General features: G+C 65.8%; 22 protein-coding genes. 14 read left to right on the top strand and 8 right to left on the bottom strand.

The window, feature by feature from the left end; translation table 11 throughout:
* The 3 genes from QZT63_RS07125 to prmB all read right to left on the bottom strand — a co-directional run.
* On the bottom strand, window positions 1-245 hold a 245-nt coding region (locus QZT63_RS07125), incomplete at its 3' end, for an MFS transporter (RefSeq protein WP_290649819.1).
* 4 nt (window positions 246-249) lie between these two features.
* Window positions 250-1,362: a chorismate synthase gene (gene aroC / locus QZT63_RS07120; RefSeq protein WP_290649817.1), complete on the bottom strand. Its 1,113-nt coding sequence runs from the start codon at window positions 1,360-1,362 to the stop codon at window positions 250-252.
* A 78-nt stretch (window positions 1,363-1,440) separates the two neighbouring features.
* Window positions 1,441-2,388, bottom strand: a complete 948-nt coding sequence (gene prmB / locus QZT63_RS07115; protein WP_290649823.1) for a 50S ribosomal protein L3 N(5)-glutamine methyltransferase — start codon at window positions 2,386-2,388, stop codon at window positions 1,441-1,443.
* 287 nt (window positions 2,389-2,675) lie between these two features.
* Here prmB and QZT63_RS07110 point away from each other — a divergent pair, with 287 nt between their 5' ends.
* Both QZT63_RS07110 and asd read left to right on the top strand, forming a co-directional pair.
* Entirely contained in the window at window positions 2,676-3,344 is a 669-nt protein-coding gene (locus QZT63_RS07110) for an SCO family protein (RefSeq protein WP_290649815.1), read from the top strand.
* A 28-nt stretch (window positions 3,345-3,372) separates the two neighbouring features.
* Window positions 3,373-4,284, top strand: a complete 912-nt coding sequence (gene asd / locus QZT63_RS07105) for an archaetidylserine decarboxylase (RefSeq protein ID WP_290649813.1) — start codon at window positions 3,373-3,375, stop codon at window positions 4,282-4,284.
* 38 nt (window positions 4,285-4,322) lie between these two features.
* Here asd and QZT63_RS07100 read toward each other — a convergent pair whose 3' ends face one another.
* Window positions 4,323-4,787: a heme-binding protein gene (locus QZT63_RS07100; RefSeq protein ID WP_290649812.1), complete on the bottom strand. Its 465-nt coding sequence runs from the start codon at window positions 4,785-4,787 to the stop codon at window positions 4,323-4,325.
* A gap of 207 nt (window positions 4,788-4,994) precedes the next feature.
* On the opposite strand from QZT63_RS07100, the gene QZT63_RS07095 reads away from it, so the two are divergent.
* Entirely contained in the window at window positions 4,995-5,381 is a 387-nt protein-coding gene (locus QZT63_RS07095) for a DoxX family protein (protein ID WP_290649821.1), read from the top strand.
* 41 nt (window positions 5,382-5,422) lie between these two features.
* Here the strand turns inward: QZT63_RS07095 and QZT63_RS07090 are convergent, their stop codons facing one another.
* The gene (locus tag QZT63_RS07090; protein WP_290649810.1) at window positions 5,423-5,896 is read right to left on the bottom strand and encodes a hypothetical protein; all 474 of its coding nucleotides are present in this window, start codon (window positions 5,894-5,896) and stop codon (window positions 5,423-5,425) included.
* 167 nt (window positions 5,897-6,063) lie between these two features.
* Here QZT63_RS07090 and QZT63_RS07085 point away from each other — a divergent pair, with 167 nt between their 5' ends.
* The 4 genes from QZT63_RS07085 to QZT63_RS07070 all read left to right on the top strand — a co-directional run bounded on the left by QZT63_RS07085 (window position 6,064) and on the right by QZT63_RS07070 (window position 11,130).
* On the top strand, window positions 6,064-7,248 hold the full coding sequence (locus QZT63_RS07085) for a Xaa-Pro peptidase family protein (RefSeq protein WP_290649808.1): 1,185 nt from the start codon (window positions 6,064-6,066) through the stop codon (window positions 7,246-7,248).
* A gap of 95 nt (window positions 7,249-7,343) precedes the next feature.
* On the top strand, window positions 7,344-8,462 hold the full coding sequence (locus QZT63_RS07080) for a glycosyltransferase (protein WP_290649806.1): 1,119 nt from the start codon (window positions 7,344-7,346) through the stop codon (window positions 8,460-8,462).
* A 158-nt stretch (window positions 8,463-8,620) separates the two neighbouring features.
* Window positions 8,621-10,237 (top strand): phosphoenolpyruvate carboxykinase (ATP), encoded by a 1,617-nt coding sequence (pckA, locus tag QZT63_RS07075; RefSeq protein ID WP_290649804.1) that lies wholly within the window; start codon window positions 8,621-8,623, stop codon window positions 10,235-10,237.
* A gap of 218 nt (window positions 10,238-10,455) precedes the next feature.
* Entirely contained in the window at window positions 10,456-11,130 is a 675-nt protein-coding gene (locus tag QZT63_RS07070) for a type 1 glutamine amidotransferase domain-containing protein (protein ID WP_290649802.1), read from the top strand.
* 59 nt (window positions 11,131-11,189) lie between these two features.
* Here QZT63_RS07070 and QZT63_RS07065 read toward each other — a convergent pair whose 3' ends face one another.
* Window positions 11,190-12,074, bottom strand: coding sequence for a DMT family transporter (locus QZT63_RS07065; protein ID WP_290649801.1), 885 nt, complete (start codon window positions 12,072-12,074; stop codon window positions 11,190-11,192).
* A gap of 128 nt (window positions 12,075-12,202) precedes the next feature.
* Between QZT63_RS07065 and QZT63_RS07060 the strand changes: the two genes are divergently transcribed.
* Both QZT63_RS07060 and nudC read left to right on the top strand, forming a co-directional pair.
* Complete coding sequence (locus QZT63_RS07060) at window positions 12,203-12,673, top strand: flavodoxin family protein (RefSeq protein ID WP_290649799.1); 471 nt, start codon at window positions 12,203-12,205, stop codon at window positions 12,671-12,673.
* 98 nt (window positions 12,674-12,771) lie between these two features.
* Window positions 12,772-13,620, top strand: a complete 849-nt coding sequence (gene nudC, locus QZT63_RS07055; protein ID WP_290649797.1) for an NAD(+) diphosphatase — start codon at window positions 12,772-12,774, stop codon at window positions 13,618-13,620.
* 12 nt (window positions 13,621-13,632) lie between these two features.
* On the opposite strand, the gene QZT63_RS07050 is transcribed toward nudC, so the two are convergent.
* The gene (locus QZT63_RS07050) at window positions 13,633-14,247 is read right to left on the bottom strand and encodes a hypothetical protein (RefSeq protein WP_290649795.1); all 615 of its coding nucleotides are present in this window, start codon (window positions 14,245-14,247) and stop codon (window positions 13,633-13,635) included.
* Between the two features lie 202 nt (window positions 14,248-14,449).
* Window positions 14,450-15,109, bottom strand: coding sequence for a polymer-forming cytoskeletal protein (locus QZT63_RS07045; RefSeq protein WP_290649793.1), 660 nt, complete (start codon window positions 15,107-15,109; stop codon window positions 14,450-14,452).
* Between the two features lie 287 nt (window positions 15,110-15,396).
* Here QZT63_RS07045 and QZT63_RS07040 point away from each other — a divergent pair, with 287 nt between their 5' ends.
* The 5 genes from QZT63_RS07040 to QZT63_RS07020 are packed head-to-tail and all read left to right on the top strand — an operon-like array spanning window position 15,397 to window position 19,906.
* Entirely contained in the window at window positions 15,397-15,753 is a 357-nt protein-coding gene (locus tag QZT63_RS07040) for a PA2779 family protein (protein ID WP_290649791.1), read from the top strand.
* Window positions 15,750-16,685 carry a PA2778 family cysteine peptidase gene (locus tag QZT63_RS07035; protein WP_290649790.1) on the top strand — a complete coding sequence of 312 codons (936 nt, stop codon included), beginning with the start codon at window positions 15,750-15,752 and terminating at the stop codon, window positions 16,683-16,685. The genes QZT63_RS07040 and QZT63_RS07035 overlap by 4 nt, the downstream gene beginning before the upstream one ends.
* A 48-nt stretch (window positions 16,686-16,733) precedes the next feature.
* A complete protein-coding gene (locus QZT63_RS07030; RefSeq protein WP_290649788.1) occupies window positions 16,734-17,966 on the top strand; it encodes a DsbA family protein in 1,233 nt (410 codons plus the stop codon).
* A gap of 60 nt (window positions 17,967-18,026) precedes the next feature.
* Complete coding sequence (locus QZT63_RS07025; RefSeq protein ID WP_290649786.1) at window positions 18,027-19,226, top strand: CoA transferase; 1,200 nt, start codon at window positions 18,027-18,029, stop codon at window positions 19,224-19,226.
* Entirely contained in the window at window positions 19,226-19,906 is a 681-nt protein-coding gene (locus QZT63_RS07020) for a glutathione S-transferase N-terminal domain-containing protein (RefSeq protein WP_290649784.1), read from the top strand. Before QZT63_RS07025 ends, QZT63_RS07020 begins: the two co-directional genes overlap by 1 nt.
* Window positions 19,907-20,210 lie beyond the last annotated feature (304 nt).

The following is a 20,210-nucleotide window of genomic DNA, read 5'->3' as shown; positions in this document are numbered from 1 at the left end:
GCCGCCACGGCGCCAAAGCGCACGACGGCCATGCGCCGCCCGGTGCGGTCGGCGATCAGGCCCCAGACATTGGGGGCGACGATCTTGGTGGCATGCAAAATGGCGATCAGCTGACCGATCTGCGCGGCGGAAAAGCCTTCCGCATTGAGGTACGGACCCCAGTAGGGCGCAAGACCGCCCAGCACGGCGAAGAAGAACAGGTAAAAGGCGGACAGCCGCCAGTACGGCAGGGCCTGTGCCGGCACGCGACTACTCGCCCCTGCGGCCGGGCTCCGCGGGGACCGGCCGGAGCGGGGAGGTCACGTCCGCGTTTTGGGCGCGATGGCGCAAGGCATGGTCCATGAGCACCAGCGCCATCATCGCCTCGGCAATGGGCGTGGCGCGAATCCCCACGCATGGATCGTGGCGCCCCTTGGTCACCACCTCCACGGGCTGGCCCGCGGTATTGATCGAGCGTCCGGGTGTGACGATGCTGGAGGTGGGCTTGAGGGCGATAGACGCCACCACATCCTGTCCGGTGGAAATGCCACCGAGCACGCCCCCGGAGTTGTTGCTCAGGAAACCGTCCGGGGTGATCTCGTCGCGATGCTCGGTGCCGCGCTGGCTGACGCAGGCGAATCCGGCACCAATCTCCACGCCCTTGACCGCATTGATGCCCATCAGCGCCTGGGCCAGGTCGGCATCCAGACGATCAAACACGGGCTCGCCCCACCCCGGCGGGCACCCTTCGGCCAGTACGGTGACGCGAGCGCCTACGGAGTCGAGATCCTTTCGCAACTGCTGCATGTACTGCTCAAGCTCCGGGACGCGGTCCGGGTCGCCGCAGAAAAAGGGGTTCTGCTCCACCGCCTGCCAATCCTTGAGCTCCAGGGGGATGGGCCCGAGCTGGGAGAGATACCCACGGATGTGTACGCCAAAGCGCTCGACCAGCCACTTCTTGGCAATACCGCCGGCGGCGACCCGCATGGCCGTCTCGCGCGCCGACGCGCGCCCGCCGCCGCGATAATCCCGCACCCCGTACTTCTGCAGGTACGTGTAATCGGCGTGGCCGGGGCGGAACGTCTCGGCAATATCCGAATAGTCCTTGGACTTCTGGTCGGCATTGTCGATAAGCAGGCCGATGGGCGTGCCGGTGGTCCGCCCCTCGAAGACGCCGGAGAGAATCCGTACCTGGTCGGGCTCGCGGCGCTGGGTGGTGTAACGCGACGTCCCTGGCCGCCTGCGATCGAGATCCCGCTGCAGGTCGGATTCCTTCAGCAGCATGCCTGGGGGGCAACCGTCCACCACGGCGCCCAGCGCGGGGCCATGGCTTTCGCCGAAGGTCGTGACCTGGAACAGCTTGCCGAATGTATTACCAGCCATGCTCAACTCGCGGTTGTCGGGAAAACAGCGGGGACAGGGACGACCCGTCCCGCTTGCGTGGACGTTCGCGGCGCAACTTCAGCTGCCGGAGACGGTGCGCCGGGGCGCCTTCAAGAGCGCTGCATGCTCGGCCAATTCCGCGCTCGTGAGGGCAAAGACGCCATGGCCGCCCCGCTCGAACTCGAGCCACAGAAACGGCACATCCGGCCAGGCGGCTTCCACGGCCGGACCGCTGTTGCCGACCTCGACCACCAGCAGACCATCCTGCGTCAGCCAGTCCGCTGCGCCGGCCAGTACCCGGTGCACCACGTCGAGGCCATCCTCCCCCGCGGCGAGTCCGAGGCGCGGCTCATGCTGGTATTCCGGCGGCAGCCGCGCCATATCCTCGGCGTCCACGTAGGGCGGGTTGGCCAGGATCAGGTCATAGCGCCGCCCTGACGGCAGGCCATCGAAGACGTCCGCCTGGATTAACCGCACCCGATCACCAAGCTGGTGGCGCTGGACGTTGATTCTGGCCACTTCCAGGGCGTCTTCAGAGATGTCCGAGGCGTCCACCACGATGTCCTCGAACGCCCGCGCGCAGGCAATCGCAATACAGCCACTGCCGGTGCCCAGATCCAGTACCCGCTCCATGGCCTCGGCCTGCGGCCAGGGCGAAAAACCGGCCTCTATCATCTCAGCGATCGGCGAGCGCGGCACCAGCACGCGGGAGTCGACATAGAACGGCAAGCCGGCGAACCAGGCCTCCCGCGTCAGATAGGGCAACGGCAGTCGCTCATCAATCCGGCGCTTGACGCGCTCCAGCACAGCTCGCCCCTCGGTCGGGGTCACCCGCGCCTGCCAATACTCCTCGGGGATTTCGGGCGGCAGGTGCAGGCTGTGCAGCACCAACGCCGCCGCCTCATCCATCGCATTGTCGGTCCCATGCCCGAACACAAGCCCGGACTCCCGGAAACGGCTCGCACCCCAGCGCACATAGTCCCGCAGGGTCTGCAAATGGTTCAGCGGCTCTTCCACATCCAGCATGGGCTTGGCTCCATCGCCGTAATACGGGGCCATATGATACCCGATCGACCCACGCCTTGCCGGTCCCGGTGAACACCCCGCAACCCCCAGGTGAGCCTCGGTGCACAGGGCGATGGACTCGGATGCCCCCGCAGTGACGCTGCGGCGTGGGACCGCCTGCAACCAGTGACGGCCGCGCTTGAGCTGACCTAAGATGCATTCTCGGCATGACTACAAATCGCGCGCGGCCGCCCGAGGCCCGGAGCTGGCGTCATCGCGCAACGCGGCATTCCCTTGACCCCGCGCCTGTGACAAAATCCTCCGCCATGATCAAGAACTGGACGAAAAGCACACTAATCGGCAGTGTCATCGCGGCACTTATTGCGATGACCGGCGGCATGTGGGCGGCCAGCACCCTGCTCGCCCCGGCAAGCCTCGACAATGCAGACCTTCATGCGACCTACCTGGGGGATGGTCGCGACATTACAGAATTCCAGCTTCAAGACCATCGCGGGGACGCGTTCACCAACGACGATCTCAAAGGCCAATGGACACTTCTATTCTTCGGCTTCACGCACTGCCCGGATGTCTGCCCCATGACCCTGGCTGAACTCAGCCGCGCGCATGACATGCTCGACGATGCAGGGCTGGGTGGGAACGTTCAGACGGTGTTCGTGACGGTTGATCCGAAGCGGGACACCCCGGAACGTCTCGAGGCGTACGTCACCAACTTCAGTGACGACTTTCTTGGGCTGACCGGGTCAATGGAGGATATCGACGTCCTCGCCCGCGACCTCGGAATCGCCCACATCCGTCACGACGAGGACGGTGGTGACGACTACATGGTCGACCATGGCGCCTCCGTGCTGCTGGTCAACCCGGAGGGACGATTCCAGGCCGTGTTCGGCTCGCCGCACCGCGCGCGGGAGATGGTCAGCGATCTGGACGCCATTCTGCGCTTCCATGGCCCTTCGTGAGATAACCCAAGACGGCCTTGACAGCCCGATGCCCCGCTGCCTTGAATCCCCGCCAACGTTAGCGGACCGGGCAAAGTCACTGCCGTTGTATCCGCTGCCCCATCACGCGATCTCGCGACTGGTGCACCGGATCACGCGCAGCCGGGCTGCCTGGATTCGCCGGCCGCTGACCCGATGGTTCATCCGCCGCTATGGCGTCGACATGTCGGAGGCGATGACGCCCGAACCGGATGCCTATCCGGACTTCAACAGTTTTTTCACGCGGGCGCTGAGGACCGATGCCAGGCCGATGCCCGCCTCCCTGAACGCCGTGTGCGCACCCGCCGACGGTACGCTGAGCGCGCTTGGCGGCATCGAGGACGACCGCCTGATTCAGGCCAAGGGCCGCCATTACTCACTGACTCAACTGCTGGGCGGTGTGCCCGATCGTTCGGCGCCGTTTCGCGGCGGCGATTTTGCCACCATCTACCTATCGCCGAGTGACTATCACCGCGTGCACATGCCTGTGGACGGTGCGTTACGGGAAATGGTGCATGTGCCGGGCCGCCTGTTCAGCGTCGCACGCCACACCGTGCGGACCATACCCGGCCTGTTCGCCCGCAACGAGCGCGTGGCTTGCCTGTTCGACACCGCCCATGGCCCCATGGCCATGGTGCTTGTGGGCGCCATCAACGTGGCCAGCATCGAGACAGTGTGGGCAGGAGAGATCACGCCACCACGCGGGCGGCGGGTGCGCGGCTGGACCTACCGGGCGGACGAGGTGCGCTTGCAGCGGGGCGCCGAGATCGGGCGTTTCAATCTCGGCTCCACCGTTATACTGGTGTTCCCGCGGCGCGTCATCGACTGGGATACGCGCCTTATGGCGGACGCACCCATCCGGGTGCGGCAGGCCCTCGCCTGGACCCGCGATGGAACCGGGGCGCCCCGGGCGCCTTCATAATGCCCCCCGACATTCGGGGCACCCCGGCCACGCCGGGGTCAGCCTGCGGCGTCCAGCCCGGCGGTATAGCCTGCGCTCTCGATGCCGGCAACAGCGCAGGCCTGGTCCTCCGGCGAGGCGTCACCACTGATGCCGACGGCGCCAATGACGCGGCTGGCGTCGTCCAGCACCAACACGCCGCCGGGTACCGGAACAAACACCCCGCCGGAGGCCGTGGCGACGCTCGCCAGGAACGCATCGCGCCCCTGATTGCGCTCCCCGACCACACCGCTGCCGATGCCGATGCCAAGCGCCGCTCCGGCCTTGCCCTTCGCCACCTCCACGCGCAGCGTGCCGGAGCCGTCTTCGCGGTCCAGGGACACCACATGTCCACCGGCATCGAGCACCACAACGGTGAGCGGCTGCAGCCCGCGCCGGCGGCCCTCGGCCAGGCTGCCCGCGATAATGCTGCGCGCTTCATCGAGCGGCAGCGTCACCATCAGCTTGTAGACGTCTGCTGGCATGATCTGAAATCTCCTCGTGTCGACTGTCCAGTGGACGATTAGACTAGCCCGTGCGTCTTCATCAGGGGAGCCTATGGCACCAGATCCCGGTTCGAAACACCAGCGCGCGTGCAACCGACAGCCCACTCCCTGCAGAGACACTGCGGGAGATCACAGCGGCGCGCCCCGAAACGTGCCAACACCAAAGGGGACGAACCAATGACCTTTATGCGCAATGACGATGTGGGCAAACTGCTGTTGCGGTTGACGCTGGGCCTGCTCATGCTCCCCCACGGCATCGGCAAGCTGGTGGGTGGCGTCGGCGGTATCCAGGGAATGCTCGCCGGTGCCGGGCTCCCGGAGTTCCTCGCGTTCGGAGTCTACCTCGGGGAGGTCATCGCGCCCCTGATGGTCATAGTCGGCTGGTACTGCGGGGTCGGCGCCGTGCTGATCGTCATCAACATGCTGTTTGCGATCTTTCTCGCCCACACCCACGAAATCTTCCAGCTCACTGAGCACTGGGGCTGGGCCATCGAGTTGCAGGCGTTTTTCCTGATGACCGCCGTGGTCCTGGCCCTGATCGGACCGGGGCGCCTCGGCCTCAACCGGCACTAGTGTCCGGCCCATGTGGACGTGGCGCCGTCGGGCAGCGGCCGTTACTCGTCCGCGGCGCCGCTTCCCCGCTGCCTGGCATGGGTCTGGGCGCGTGCCGCATGGCTACGTATCCAGATGCTCACCGGGAAGCGCGCGACCAGCAGGACGAGCGCGCCCCAGAACCCCCAGGCGAAGCCGGCGACCCCGGCCTCGGGTGGCTCCCAGTTGAGTAAAACGCCCACGACCACCGGAATCAGCGCCACCACGATGAGCATGTCCACCACCAGGAGCCGTGCCCAGCTCACCCGGTCGGCGATGATTAGCAGCAGTGCCGCAACGCCCAGCAGAGCCAGGGTCCCGCCGGTTGCACCTCCCCACGCCCCACTTAGATCCATGAGTGTCAGTGATCGGCCATCGCCGAGCTCCAGAAAGGGCGCATACAGACATGCCGTTGCGACCGCTGCAAACAGGGCGTGTATCAGCGGCAGTCTGCGATCGGGGGCCTTGAGGTTTGCTACGCTGGTGTCATCGCTCATCAGGGGTTCACATCCGGTTTCGTCGATCGATTAGCATTCTGCCACACAAGCGCGTCCCCCTTCCGCAGGCATCCGGGCATGCGTAAGCTCGGGGATCGGCACGTGACCGCGAGGATTGCCCGGGGGGTCGTGGCGAAGGCCACCTGAACACACGCGCGACGGAGGGCATGATGGATTACGACACTTACCGTAAGGTGCTGCGCAATACCCTCGCCGGTGTGGAGGCCCCGTTTGCCGAAACCGAACTGGATCGGCGCGAGGAGAAAGTGCGCCAGGCCATGGCCCACCGCGGTCTTGACACGCTGCTCGTGACCGCCCCGGCGGAAATTTATTACCTCACCGGCTACAACACTTTCGAGGTCTCGGTGCATGCCTGCCTGGTGCTCGGGCCCGGGTACACGGCGCTGCAAGTCCCCTCCATCGAGACAGGCCCGGCTGTGGTGTGCACGCGCGTCAGCGATCTCATGGGCTACCGCTGGGAAGACGCCGGCGGGCCCCTGCAGCCGCTCTCGGTGCTGCTCCACGGTGCCGCGCATATCGGCTACGACCCCTGGCAACCGGGGTTGCGCCCAGGACTGCTCGACGGGCTGCGGCATGCGTTACCGGGGAGCCGCTTCACGGATGCCTCCGACCTCATCCCGCCAATCCGGCGCGTGAAGAGTGCCGCGGAGCTGGAACAGCTGCACAGGAGCGCCCGGGTGACCGGCATCGGTCTTGCCGCCGCGCAGGAGGCGGTGCAGGCGGGCGCAACGGACAACGAGGTCGCCGCCGCCGGGGCCCACGCAATGCTGGCGGAGGGCAGCGAGTTCATGAGCATGCAGCCCATCGTCACCACCGGCGTCCGCAGCAGCGTGATCCACACCAACCACAACGGGCGCCGAATCGCCGCCGGCGAGCCTGTTTTTCTTGAGTTCGGTGCCAACATTCGCCGTTATACCGCGCCGATGATGCGCACCGTCGTCTGCGGTGGCCGACCGGACTCCAAAATGGCGCGTATCCATGATCACTGCCGCGCCATGTACGACGCGCTGGTAGACGCCATGCGCCCTGGCAGGCGCTTCCACGAGGCGGCGGTCGCCGCCGAAGCGGCCATGGCCCCGGTGGCCGATGAGGCGTTTTTCTCTGGGGTGTTCGGCTATACCGTGGGCGCCGGCTTTCCGCCCTCCTGGGTCGAGGGCACCGGGTTCGTCGCCCGCGGTGAGGAGACACTATTGCGCGAGAATATGGTCTTCCACCTCCCCCTGTGCCTGCGCCTTCCCGGTCAATGGGGCATCGGCATGAGCGAAACCGTGCGTGTCAGCGCGCAAGGGCCGGCTGAGCCCCTGACCGCCAACACCTGGCGCCTGACCTGACCATTGGCTGAGCAACGCCCACACTGTTTTCAAGTTTGCACGGTGGGTCGTGTATCATGCCGAGCTGATCGTCGGCACCGAGGATCCCGTAGTCCATGAGCACGCAGGCCCATCGCCCGGAGCTGGCGGTGTTGATCTCCTTTTCCGGCGACGGCGGTGTCGAGCGCATGGTGCTGAACCTGTTGCGCCGCTTCCCTGAGCAAGGGTGTCAAACGGATCTGCTGACGCTGCGAACCGAAGGCGGCCATTTCCACAGCGTACCTAACGCCGTGCGGCACCTGCCGCTGGGCGTGCGCCACGCCAGCACGTGCGTGCCGGCGCTGGTGCGGTACCTGCGGCGGGAGCGCCCGGCGGTGCTGCTGGCCGCCAAGGATCGCGCCGGTCGTGCCGCTCTGTTGGCGCGCAGGCTCGCGGGGGTGGAGACGCGCGTCTACATTCGGCTGGGCAACACCCTCTCCGCCTCCCTGGCGCAGGACTCAGGACTGAAACGCTGGTGGCGGTACATGCCGATCCGGCGCCTTTACCCCTGGGCTGACGGACTGATTGCGGTCTCCGACGGCGTCGCACAAGACGTTGCCGCCACCAGCGGCGTGAAACGCGATCGAATCCATGTCATCCGCAACCCCGTGCTCACGGACACCCTCGCCGAACAGGCCGAGGCACCCGTTGAGCATCCATGGCTCCAGGTTCCGCGAACAGAACCGGTGATCATGGGTCTGGGACGGCTGACGCGGCAGAAGGATTTCCCCACGCTACTGGATGCCTTTGCGCGGCTGCAGCACCGGCGCGGCGCGCGGCTGATAATCCTGGGCGAAGGTCCCGAGCGGGGCGCCCTGGAGGCGCAGGCCTACCGCCTGGGCATCACCGCTCGTCTGCATCTGGCGGGTTTCCAGAGCAACCCCTACGCCTGGCTTCGACGCACGGACCTGTTTGTGCTCAGCTCGGCGTGGGAAGGGTCTCCAAACGCGCTCACGGAGGCCCTGGCGCTGGGCCGTCCCAGCGTGTCCACGGACTGCCCCAGTGGCCCTCGCGAGATCTTGGGGAGTGGCAAGTACGGCCCGCTGGTCCCCGTGGGCGATGCCGACGCCATGGCCGAGGCAATGATGAAGACGCTGACCGCGCCCCTGCCCAGCGCAACACTGCAGGAGGCTGTGGCGGGTTACCGGGACGAGACCAGCGCCGCCCGGTACCTGCATGTCATGGGGTTGCAATAGAGCGCCACGGAGCACACCGGCACCAGTCCCGACGTTGGGTGGCCGACGCGACATTCACGCGTGGTAATGGCACACTCGAGTTTTCACAACATGGCGGGCCTGGTGCCAGCATGGCAACGATTCAGAAGCACTTTTGAAATCACGAGGAGGAGACTTACGTGACTTTCAGCCTTGAGCAGCACGGCATCCGTGTGGACACGGTCCTGCGTAATCCGGCACCGGCACGACTCTATGAGGAAGCGCTCGCCTATGAGCCGGGTAGCGCCATCTCCGCGACGGGAGCCCTGATTGCCGAGTCGGGCACCAAGACCGGCCGCAGCCCCGGGGATAAACGCATGGTGGAACGCCCCGAGATCATGGACGACGTGTGGTGGGGATCCGTGAATATCGGGTTGGAAGATGGCAGCTTCACCAAACTGCGCGCCCAGGCCCGCAGCCATCTATCCGAACAGAGCCGGCTGTATGTCATTGATGGCTTCGCCGGATGGGCGCCCGAGTATCGCGTCAAGATACGGGTCATCTGCGAGCGGGCCTATCATGCACTGTTTATGCATAACATGCTGATCCGGCCCACCCGCGACGAACTCGCCGAGTTCGGCGAGCCCGATTACGTGATCTACAACGCCGGCCGGGCAAACGCGCGAACCGACCTTAACGGCGTCACATCCCAGACGAGTGTCAGCCTGTGCCTGCAGTCCGGGGAGATGGTCATCCTCGGCACCGAATACGCCGGCGAGATGAAAAAGGGCGTGTTCACCATCATGAACTACATCATGCCACGCCAGGGCGTGCTTTCCATGCACTGTTCGGCCAACGAGGGCGCAGACGGTGATATCTCCGTTTTCTTCGGCCTCTCCGGCACTGGCAAGACAACCCTGTCGGCCGACCCGCGGCGGCGCCTTATCGGCGATGATGAGCACTGCTGGGCGAACAGCGGCGTGTTCAATATTGAGGGCGGCTGCTACGCCAAGGTGATCGATCTCGATCCCCGTGCCGAACCCGATATCTACAACGCCATCCGCTTTGGTGCCGTGCTCGAGAACGTGGTGTACGATCCGGACACCCGCCAGGTCGATTACCGCAACGACAGCCTGACCGAAAATACCCGCTGCTCGTATCCGGTGGAGTTCATCGATAACGCCAAGATTCCGTGCATCGGCGGAACGCCGTCCAACGTGATTTTCTTGACCTGTGACGCCTTCAGCGTGCTGCCCCCGGTCAGTCGGCTGTCCCCGGCCCAGGCCATGTACCACTTCATCAGTGGTTATACAGCCAAGATCGCTGGTACCGAGATGGGTGTCACCGAACCCGAAGCCACCTTCTCTGCCTGCTTTGGTGCCCCATTCCTGGTGTGGCACCCCACCCGGTATGCGGATCTGCTGGCCGAGTGCATCCGGCGCAGCGGGGCGGACGTCTGGTTGGTCAACACCGGCTGGACCGGCGGTCCCTACGGCACGGGCCAGCGCATGAGCATCGCCTACACTCGGGCCATTATCGACGCCATTCATGACGGCTCCCTGGCCGAGGCGGAGAGCGTGACCGACCCTGTGTTCGGGGTCTCCGTGCCCACAAGCTGCCCCGGTGTGCCGTCGGACGTGCTGCTCCCGGAACGGACTTGGCGGGATCCGGCCGCCTACCGCGAGATGGCAGCCCATTTGGTGCGCCTGTTCCACGACAACTTCCAGGCCTATGCGGACCAGGCCAGCGACGAGCTGCTGAGCGCGGCACCCCGCGTCCCGGAGACGAATGCCAAGTCACGCTCCGGTACGGCGTAACGCCTGGCAGGTACCCTCCGCCACGTCCGCTCTGCCTGGTCGGCGGACAGCGGCTGCCATGCAACACTGCATCCCGTGTGCCCCGATGCACCAGCACGGACGCCACCGGCCAGCGGGTCGCGCCAGGGGGCGCGCCGCCCTTGCCGCCGCGGTTGAATTCCAGCCCTTACCCCCCAACAGTTGTCCGTAACCTGACACGTGTAACCCAAGGAGGCCCCATGGCTCAGCCGCGCATCCTCATGATTGTCACCAGCGCCGACACAATGACTTCAGGCAAGGCAACGGGCCTGTGGCTCGAGGAGTTCGCCCTGCCCTACCAGAGGTTCGTGGACGCTGGAGCCGATGTCACCGTGGCCAGCCCCAAAGGGGGTGCCACGCCAATCGACCCCCGCAGCAGCCCCGATGAACAGCAGGAGCTAGCGTGGCAGGATGCCCAGGAGCGCCTGGCGCACACGCGCCGGCTCAGCGATGTCAGCGCCGAGGACTTCGACGCCGTCTTCCTGCCCGGTGGGCACGGCACCATGTTTGACCTCCCAGACAACCCGGAACTCATCCGTCTGCTGGACGCCTTCGCCGCCGATAACAAGGTCATCGCCGCCGTCTGCCATGGCCCCGCTGGCCTGGTTGGCGTCACCGGAAAGGACGGCAAGCCACTGGTGGCTGGCCGGCGCGTAGCCGCTTTCACCGACGAGGAAGAGCGCGCGGTGGAACTGGATCAGGACGTACCGTTTTTGCTCGAGACCCGTCTTCGCGAGCTAGGCGCCGAGGTGGACGCCAAACCACCCTTCCAGGAACACGCCCTGCGCGACGGCCGCCTGGTGACCGGGCAAAACCCGCCTTCGAGCGCCCGCACCGCGGAGCTGACGCTGGAAGCGCTGAATACCGCGGGCTGATCGCAACGCACCGGACCGACAGTCACTGCAGCAGCACATGCGCCGACCCGCCCCTGAGCCTACGCCGACCGCCGCAATGTCTGCTGCAGCAACAGCCCGGTGACAATGAGCACCAGCCCGACGACGGTCGAGGCCATAATCGCCTCGCCGACGAGAATCCGGATAAACACCAGCGACAGGAACGGTGACAGGAATATCAAATTACCGATGCGCGCCGCGCTGCGGGTCAGCCGCATGGCGCCCAACCAGAGCGCAAAGGCGACACCCATCTCGAACATGCCCACATAGGCCGCCCCCACCAGGCCCTGCCAGTGCTCGACATGCATCCCCGCTGTGAGTGCGCAGGCCAGCACCACAATCGGCGCTGCAACGGCGAAATTGCTGAATAGCGCCACCAGCGGCGGACGCGAATCCCGCGCCGACCCAATCCAGTAAAGCGCCCACAACACCGTACTCCCCAGTGCCAGCAACACCCCGACCGGATTGGCAAAATCCACAGCCAGGACATTCCCGCGCGTGGCGATCACCCAGACGCCGGCGTAGGCGATCAGGCCACCGATGACGTCCCAACGGCTGAGCCGCTGGCGCAGCAATGGGATCGACAGCAGGGCCAGGGTAAAGGCCCAGGTATAGTTGAGCGGCTGGGCCTCTTGGGCGGGCAGGCGGTCGTATGCCGCGAAGAGCACAATGTAGTAAAGAAACGGATTACACACGCCCAGAACCAGGGAGCGCAGGAGATCATCGCGGCCCGTGCGCAACAGCTGCCGGTGCTGGCCGCTCACCACCATCAGCACGCCCAGCGTCAACAGGGACACCAGCGTTGCCCAGGCGAGCAGCTGGATCGGCGCCATGTACTGCAGCGACAGCTTGAACGCGCTTGCCACCGTTGACCACAGCAGCACTGCCCCCAGGGCCAGGAACGTGGCGCGGGTTTCGTTGACCACTTCAGTCTCTCCGTCAATGAGCTCGGCGATCGGTCGACACGGCCAATGCGCGGGTTGACCCGTGCATTCCGCACCGCTGCACCGTTACCTTGAAGGGTGCCCATGAACATCACAACGGGGACCATCCCATGAGTGAACGCAGACACCTGCTGGTGGTGGCCCATGCGCCGTCACCGAACACCCAAAAACTGGTGGACGCCGTGCTGCGCGGGGCCGTCCATCCGGACGTAGAGAACGTGGACACGCGCCACATCCCACCCCTGGAGGCGGGGCCGGACGACGTGCTTGCCGCCCATGCCATTATCCTGGGGACCACCGAGAACCTGGGCTACATGAGCGGTGCGCTGAAGGATTTCTTCGACCGGATCTACTACCCCTGCCTGGAACAAACCCAGGGGCTGCCCTATGCGCTCTATGTCCGTGCAGGCCGGGACGGCACCGGGACGCGCCGAGCCGTTGAGAGTATTGCCACGGGGCTGCGCTGGCAGCCGGCCCAGGAGCCATTGATTTGCCGCGGCGAGTTCCAGGAGCAATTCATCAACGACTGCGAAGAACTCGGCCTTTACATGGCCGCGAGCCTGGACGCAGGCATTATCTAAGCACAGGCCATCGGAGTCACGGTCGGGGTACCTTGGCAACGTGTCGAGACCGTGTCATCGTCAGCGTACCTGGGAGAGATGCCGGTCGGAAATCCGTCTTGGAAGTCCCTGAATTCGACATCGGTCGCCACTTCGAGCCTGGCGTGACGCCGCCATCCACTGCTGATGAGACGGCATGGTGGTTTGTCTTCTGCGAGCGCAGGCTGCTCCTGCGCCGGCTGGACGTGCATATGTTCCAGCCCCCCTGCCAGCGTCATGACCCGCGGCCTGTCGCCAGTCGCATTGGAGAACCGCACTTTCTGGGCCGTCTCGCCGGTGTCCCCTGCTATGCAGCGGATATCGACGGCCAATTCCCATGCCCGGCGTTTGAGGCGCGCGGCCTGTACGGCCTGCATAACCGGCTGAGAGCGGATCTTTACCTGCTTGCCGGGCGGGCCTTCCAGATCCTGGAATGGGATCGCAAGCACCGCTTCTGTGGTCGCTGCGGAACGCCCACGCAGCGTGCGATTGCGCAGCGCGCGCGCGTCTGCCCTCACTGTGAACTCTCCCTGTTCCCACGGCTCACTCCGGCGATGATGGTGCTCGTGAAGCACGGTCGACAGCTCCTGCTGGCACACTCGCCACGGTTTCCCGAGGGGTTTTACAGTGTGTTGGCGGGCTTTGCAGAGCCGGGTGAAACCCTGGAGGCCTGTGTGCGCCGGGAGGTCCGCGAGGAAGTCGCGCTCGAGGTCACAAATATCCGCTACTTTGCGTCGCAGCCATGGCCATTCCCCCATTCCCTCATGGTGGCCTATACAGCGGACTACGCCGGTGGCGAAATCCGCGTCGACGGCAAGGAGATTCTGCACGCCGACTGGTTTACCCCGGAGACGCTACCAGCCGTCCCGGGCGAGATCTCCATCGCGGGCCATCTGATCCAGTGGTTCGTCGACGCGCACGGTGACTGAGGATCCACAAGATCAGCACCGAAGCAGGTACTCTTGCAAGCCGTTGCGCAACAACACCGAGCGCTCCACGCGCCATTGCGGCATCAGCCGCTGGAGTTCACCGCTGCTGTGCCGTGGAGGGCGACGGACCGAACCCCCGGGCGGAGTCGGGCAAGATCGGAGGCCGTCAGCATCGAGCAGATACCCGCTCGGTTGCGCCGGCATACTGGATACCCCGTAGGCCACCAGCGCGTGCAGTGCCGTGCCCGGCCCACCGAGACCCCGAAGGTGCGATGCCAACTGGCGGATGCCCTGATGACTCAGGTAATCGAGCAGATCCCAGCACAGGATGAGGTCCGTGCCGGCGAAAGGATCCGGCGGCAACATGTCCGCGAGGACGGACTCGGCGGACTGCGCGGATGCATCGTCATTGAGCGCAAGCAGCTCCGGCATCGCGTCGGCTATGCCGAGCCGACACCGGAACCGTGACAGATAATCGACGTTCGCGGAACGGGCCGGGCCAATGTCGAGAATGGCGAGCCGGCTGCCCGTCTGTGCCGATGCCAGATACTCCTGCAGCAGCGGTGCAGCAAACCACTCCTGCCCTGCACCTCTGGCGCAACGACGCCTTAGCCGGCTTTCCGCCATGGACTCGCATCCTGATGCACCACCACGCCCTGATCCCGCTAGTGTCCTGTCCCGTAAATACGTTGCGAAAATTGGCGTGGATCCTGACGGTTCCTGGCAAGGCGCGCCGACGAGGCGTAGCCGGGACTACGGCGAGGAGGCGCAACGCCGCCAGGGGACGTCAGGGCCGCGACAATCGTAACGTTATTTGCGGAACAGGACACTAGTGTCCTGTTCCCTGGCCGGTCTGCTCGCTTCCGGAATTTTTCCCGCTCCGGCCCTTCTTCCCTGCGTCGTTCGCGTTGCCAGTGGTATCCGCCTTTGCCGTATCGCTGGCACCGCCCTCCGTGACCGACAGTGTCGACTGGACCGTCGGCGACTCCGGTGGCAGCTGCGAGCGCTGCTTCGTGCCCAGGGCAGCGTTCACGGCTTCGGGATCCATCTCGATGGCACCCCTGAACCAAGCCCCGTCGTCGAGACTGACCCGAGGCGCAGTAATATTCCCCCGCACCTTGGCAGAACCACGGATGGAGACTCGGTCCGCCCCGTAGAGATTACCTTCCACCTCGCCGTCCACCATCACGGTATGGGCATAGAGGTCTGCCTCCACGTGGCCTTTGGCCCCGATCGTGAGGCTGTGATCCTGCAGCTGAACCGTGCCGGTGACACGGCCCTCAATCAACAGATCCTCCTCCCCCGTGAGGGTTCCATCGATATGGATGGACGGGCCGATCACAGCCGCCTCGCGGCGGCTTACGCCATCACTGCCCGCCTGCTCTCCCGCCAGAGCCAAGCGCGCGGCCTGCCCGGCATCCGGTTCCGATCCGCTGGCGTTGTCCCGCTCCAACTTCGTTCCAGAGCCCCGCTTGCCAATATCAAACATGGCCATCCTCCACCTCCCGCTAACCCGATTCCATCGTTGCGCCGTCCTTCCTTGCGGCCCTCGGCGCAACGCCACCGAAGGCATACTACGCCGCCGCTGCCGAGGCGGTAAGTGTATCCTTCAGGCGACACACTCACCGTCGCCCACGTATCGCCAGACCGGACATCGGGGCACTCCGATGGATGGCAGGCGCAGGCATGTCTCGGTAGAGTATTGCGGCTATACCGACACGACATCAGGCACAGTCGCACCAGCGTGCCCCGCCAGAGGCCAACAGGGAGCCAACTATGCAAAGCCTCCGGAATCACCGCCGCCGTTGTATGCTTCACCTCATTGTCCTGCTCCTCATCAGCGGCCTCTTCGCGCAAACGGCCAGTGCCGGAATCGTTGGGACCGAAATTGCCCTGGGCGGCCCGGAGTTCACCGAGCAGGAACGCCTGCAGGCGGTCATCGACCGTGATGATGTGCGCGAACGCCTTATCGCCCGGGGGGTAGACCCTGCCCATGCCATGGATCGGGCAGCCAGCCTATCCGATGCCGAGGCCGCGGAAATGAACGCGCAAATTGACGCGCTTCCTGCCGGAGCCGCGGGCACGGTGACCATCCTGCTGGTCGTCATCATTCTGTTGCTGATCCTGCGATGAAGCAACGATTACAGGCCCTGCTCGCGGGTGCATCGCTGCTATTGGCCGCCTGTGCCACCAGCCCGGCGCCGCAGTACACGGGTCTGGACCAGGCGGCGGCAGGAACCTCGCAGTCGCACGAACTCACCGAGGTACCGTTTCATCCCCAGGATGCCTACCAGTGCGGACCCGCAGCCCTCGCCACGATCATGAACACGGCCGGTGTCGATATCGACGCCGACGCGCTCAAGCCTGAGGTCTACCTGCCGGATCGACGCGGCAGCCTTCAGCCCGAGCTGCTGGCAGCCGCCCGACGCCAGGGACTGGTCGCCTACGCCCACGCCCCCTCCTTCGCCAACCTGCTCCGGGAGGTCGACGGGGGCAACCCGGTACTGGTGCTGCAGAATCTGGGACTCACCGCCATTCCCATTTGGCACTACGCCGTGGTCGTGGGATTTGACTGGGACGCGGCGACCGTGATCCTGCGCTCCGGTACCACGGAACGGCAAGTGCTCTCCTTCGAGCGCTTCGAGCGCTCGTGGCGGGACGGTGGCTACTGGGCCATGACCGTCCACGCACCGGGCGACATGCCGGCCACGGTCGACGAAGGGCGTTATCTGCGGGCGGTCACCGCCATGGAGGACACGGCCCCTGAGGCGGCCCGGGCCGCCTACCAGGCGGCCGCTTCAGCCTGGCCTGAAAACGGCATCCCGCACCTGGGGATGGGAAACCTGGCCTATCGACAGAGCGCCTTTTCCGTCGCCAAGCAACATTACCGGCAAGCCGTGAGGTACGCCCCCGAGTCACCCGCGGTGCATCATAACCTGGCGTGGGCACTGCTGCGCCTGGAGCGTTACGAGGAAGCCCTGGCGCATGCCCGTGAGGCAGCGGCACTGGCCGAGACCGGCCAATCCCAGTACTTTGGGGCTTTGGAGGCGGTACTACGCCGCTAGTTAGCGTCCCGACTCATCAGTGCGCGCCCACAACAGGAGGGCACAACAGTGGCAAAACTGGAATGGTTCTTCGATGTGATCTGTCCACAGGCGCACCTGGCTGCCGTACGCATCGAGGCGCTCGCCCGGGAGACCGGTTACGACCTCGCCCTCCGTCCGGTCTCCCTGGCCCAGCTTTACGAGGCCCAGGGGCTGCCCCCTCAGCCGAAGGACCACTGGCCCGCGAACAAACGTCTGCGCCAGCGGCGCGACCTTCAGCGCCAGGCCGAGCAGGCAGGCTTTCGGCTACGCGGCGCGCTGGAGCGGCCGGTGACGGAGAGCACCGCGGCCCAGCGTCTGCTCGCGGGCACGCCGCATGCGGTACGCTCAGGGCTGATGCACGCGCTAATGAGCGCGGCCTGGGAGCGCGGCAAGTCGCTGGATGACGTCGGCCTGCTGCGACGGCTGGCCGAAGAGCACGCCGTGGATGCCACGCTCATGGCTGCCGACACCAGCGCCAGGGCGCTGGCGGCCAACACCGACGAAGCCCTGGAGCGGGGGGTCTTTGGCGTGCCGACTGCGATGCTGGGGGACGCCCTCTGGTGGGGGGCGGACCGGCTCGATTTCGTGGCCCGCGCTTTGGGTGGCGCCTGCTCTGTTGGGATGCCCCAGCCGGACGGCCACCGGCGGCGCCTGGACGTATTCCACGACTTCTCCAGCCCGTTCTCCTACCTGGCCTGCACCCAGGTGGAGCGACTTGCCCGGGAGCACGGCGCCGAACTGGTCTGGCGCCCCATGCTGCTGGGGGCACTATTCCAGTCGATCGGCACGCCACTGGTTCCGCTGCAGACCATGAGTGCCAACCGGCAGGCGTGGGCGCACCGCGATCTTGCCCTATGGGCGGATTACTGGGAGGTGCCGTTCTCCTTCACCAGCCACTTCCCGCTGAACACCGTCCTGGCACTCCGCGTCTCTGCGGTGGAGCCGGATCTCATCCAGCCCCTGTACCAAGCCGCCTGGGCGAATGACCGCAACCTGAGTGAGCGGGAGACGATCGCCGCCATCGTGCGGGAGGCCGGGAAGGATCCGGCGGACGTCTTCGCTCGGGCCACGGCGGACGAGACCAAAAACCTGATCAAAGCCAATACCAAGACCGCACAGTCACTCGGCGCCTGCGGTGCGCCCACCCTGGTGGTGGAGGGCGAGCTGGTGTTCTGGGGCCAGGACCGCATGGACATGGTCGGGCGCGCGCTGGATGGCTGGATTCCGGAGGCGGATGCACAGCCCGCATCAGAGGCCTAATACGGCGGATGGTTCCATGTCTGGCACACGCCCTGAATACACCCGAACTGCGAGGACGCCATGACCGGCCCCCTATCCGGGTATCGCATCGTCGATCTGACCGCCATGGTCTCCGGGCCGCTGGCGACCATGACCCTGGCCGACCAGGGCGCCGAGGTCATCAAGGTGGAAAACCCCGCCGGCGGCGATTACACCCGCCTGGCTGCGAACCGTCGCAACGGCTACTCGGCGAGTTTTCTCAACAACAACCGCAACAAGCGCTCCGTCGCGCTGAACCTGAAATCGGACGAGGGCCTGGAGATCCTGCTGCGACTGGTCGGAGGGTCCGACGTGTTCGTCCAGAACTTCCGCCCCGGCGTCATCGAGCGCATGGGCCTGGGCGAGAGGGCGCTGCGTGGGATCGATCCGTCGCTGGTGTATGCCTCGATCAGCGGCTTCGGCGCGGCCGGCCCTTACGCCGCCAAACCCGTCTACGACCCACTGGTCCAGGCCCTGTCGGGCCTCGCCAGCGTCCAAGGCGCCGATGACGCGGCGCGCCCTCAGCTCGTGCGGACCATCCTGCCGGACAAGCTCACCGGCTGGGTCGCCGCCCAGGCCATTACCGCGGCGCTGCTCCACCGCGCGCACACAGGGGAAGGGCAGCATGTCCAGGTCTCCATGCTGGGCGCCGTGCTGGCCTTTCTCTGGGGCTCGGACATGGGCAGCCAGACGTTTGTCGGGGGCGAGCTGCCACAAGCGGAAGCCGCCAGCTTTATCGATCTCATCTACGCCACGGCCACCGGCTACATCAGTGTTGCCGTGCAAACCGACCGGGAATGGCAGGCGCTGACCCGGGCCCTGGACCACCCTGAGTGGCTGGAGGATCCACGCTTTCTGAGCCCGGCGCTGCGGCAACAGCACATCGACGCCCGCCTCCAATTAACACAGGCCGTGCTGTACGAGCGCACCGCCGAGGAGTGGCTGCAACGCCTGGAAGCTCACGGGGTACCCTGTGCGCCGGTGCTCACGCGCAGCGAGGTGGTGCATCATCCACAGGTGCGGGACAATGCGCTCGTGCTGGAGTCCGACCACGCGCAGGCGGGGCGGCTGCGTCAAGCCGCCCCGCCTGCGGACTTTTCGCTCACCCGGGCCGGGATCCGCCACGGTGCCCCTGCGCTGGGCGCGGATACCGATGGCATCCTGGCGGAACTGGGTTACGACGAGGCCGCGCGCCAACGGTTGCGCGACCGTGGCGTAACGGCCATCGAGGGAGTCAGGTGATGATCGATTTCTACTACTGGCCCACACCCAACGGCTGGAAAGTCGGCATAATGCTGGAGGAATGCGGGCTCGCCTACCGCGTGGTCCCGGTGAATATCGGCCGCGGCGAGCAGTTCACTGCGGAGTTTCTGGCGATCAGCCCGAATAACCGTATGCCGGCGATCGTCGATCATGACGTGGACGGCGGGCCGGTGCCGGTGTTCGAATCAGGCGCCATACTCATTTACCTGGCCGAGAAGACAGGCCGCTTCATGCCCACGGACCCCCTCGGCCGCAAGGAAGCGCTGGAATGGCTATTCTGGCAGGTCGGCAACCTTGGGCCCATGGCCGGCCAACTGAGCCATTTCGTGAATTATGCGCCAGCCGGGCAGGAGTACTCCCACACGCGCTACGCCAACGAGTACAACCGCTGCCTTGGGGTGCTGGAACGGCGCCTGGAGGGTCGGACGTACATCCTCGGCGACTACTCCGTCGCCGACATGGCGGCCTGGCCCTGGGTGCTGATCGCCAAACCCCTCGGTGATACCCTCGAGGACTTCCCCAATGTGCGCCGCTGGCGCCAGGCCATCAAGGAACGTCCCCCGGTCCAGCGGGCCGTGGATCTGGGCAGCGAGTACCGCCGCCAGGGGCCGCCGGACGAGCAGGAGCGGGCGATCCTCTTCAACCAGCGCGCGCGCTGAGTTACAACCCATTGGTATGGCGGTGCATCAGGGCCGGCGCACGGCTTGCGGACGGGTCGTTTGCTGGCAGGCCACGCACCGCCCAGCTAGTGTCCTGTCCCGTAAATAAGTTGCGAAAATTGGCGTGGATCCTGACGGTTCCTGGCAAGGCGCGCCGACGAGGCGTAGCGGGGTCTACGGCGGGGAGGCGCAACGCCGCCAGGGGCCGTCAGGGCCGCGACAATCGTAACGTTATTTGCGGGACAGGACACTAGTACCCCGGCGGAACCACGAAACCACCGGTCAACGCTTCCACATGGCGGGC

This window comes from Aquisalimonas sp. (assembly GCF_007120195.1).
Lineage (GTDB): Bacteria > Pseudomonadota > Gammaproteobacteria > Nitrococcales > Aquisalimonadaceae > Aquisalimonas.
This window is presented reverse-complemented; position numbering and strand designations above follow the sequence as displayed.